The organism is Streptomyces sp. C (genome assembly GCF_000158895.1).
GTDB classification, from domain to species: domain Bacteria; phylum Actinomycetota; class Actinomycetes; order Streptomycetales; family Streptomycetaceae; genus Streptomyces; species Streptomyces racemochromogenes.
In genome coordinates this window covers 6,465,689-6,466,939 of record NZ_GG657750.1, presented here as the reverse complement: position 1 = coordinate 6,466,939, position 1,251 = coordinate 6,465,689, and the positions used below count along the sequence as shown (strand labels likewise).

General features: G+C 74.7%; 2 protein-coding genes. Both read left to right on the top strand.

What is annotated here, in order from left to right; all coding sequences use genetic code 11:
• The coding region (locus SSNG_RS29020) for a VTT domain-containing protein (protein WP_063749918.1) at nt 1–597 on the top strand (597 nt) is incomplete at its 5' end.
• Nucleotides 594–917 carry a MazG-like family protein gene (locus SSNG_RS29015; protein WP_007267497.1) on the top strand — a complete coding sequence of 108 codons (324 nt, stop codon included), beginning with the start codon at nt 594–596 and terminating at the stop codon, nt 915–917. The genes SSNG_RS29020 and SSNG_RS29015, both read left to right, overlap by 4 nt.
• Nucleotides 918–1,251 lie beyond the last annotated feature (334 nt).

Genomic DNA, 1,251 nt, shown 5'->3' with positions numbered 1-1,251 from the left:
CCGGAGACCACGCAGCAGGCGGTGGGCTATCCGGCGCTGTTCGTGCTGGTGGCGCTGGGGGCCCTGGTGCCGGTGATCCCGACGGGGGCGCTGGTGAGTTCGGCGGCGGTGGTGGCGTTCCACCAGCGGTCGCTGCCGCTCGGGGTGCTGCTGGTGATCGCGGTGGCCGCGCTGGCGGCCTTCTGCGGGGACGTCGCGCTGTACTGGCTGGGGTCGCGCGGGGTGCGTTCGCGGGGCGGCTCGCGGTGGCTGGAGTCCCTGCGGGGCCGGGCCGAGCCGGAGCGGCTGGAGCGGGCTCGGGGCAGGCTGGACGAGCACGGGGTGCTGGTGCTGGTGCTGTCGCGGCTGGTCCCGGCGGGGCGGATCCCGGTGATGCTGGCCTGCCTGCTGGGCGGGCTGCCGCTGCGCCGGTTCGCCCGGGGGGACGCGCCGGCCTGCGTGGCCTGGGCGGCGACGTACGGGCTGATCGGGATCCTGGGCGGCTCGCTGTTCTCGGAACCGTGGAAGGGCGTCGTGCTGGCGGTGGGTCTGACGCTGCTGATCAGCGCGGCCCCGGGGGTGTGGCGGCGGCTGCGGCCGGGCAGGGTCCGGCAGTGAACTCCGCCCCCTGGGACACGGTCCGCGCCCTCGCCGCCCACTTCGAAGCGGCCGCCGCCGCACGCGGGGTGCACCCTCCGCAGAGCCACGTCCTGCAAGTGCTCAAGATCGGCGAGGAGTTCGGCGAGGCCGCGCAGGCGGTGATCGGCGCGACGGGGAGCAACCCGCGCAAGGGGCACTCGCACAGCTGGGACGACGTGCACGACGAGGTGTGCGACGTCATCATCACCGGGATGGTGGCGCTGGCCCGGATGCGTCCCGACGCGCCGGCCTACTTCGCGGAGCAACTGGCGCTGAAGTCGGCCCGCTTCCTTCCCTAGGGTCTGTCGTCAAACTCCCGTCTGCCCCGCGACGCCTGGCACGCGCTCTCGCCGCACCGGGCGAAAGCCAAGTACGTCCAGTACGCGGGCTTCCGCCCGGCGCACCGAGAGCACGCACCAGACGCCGCAGGGCCGCCCTCCGGGCGACGACGGGAGTTTGACGACAGACCCTAGCGGGTCTCCGCCGTCCTCGGCCTTTGTTGCCGTTGCGGGGGCGGTGGGGTGGAAATGCCCGCATGGACGCCCCTGCCCGTGACCACGCCCACGACCAGGCCCACGACCGTGACCACGCCGACGGCCGCGGCGACGGCCCGCCGGACGGGCCCTCGTCGCA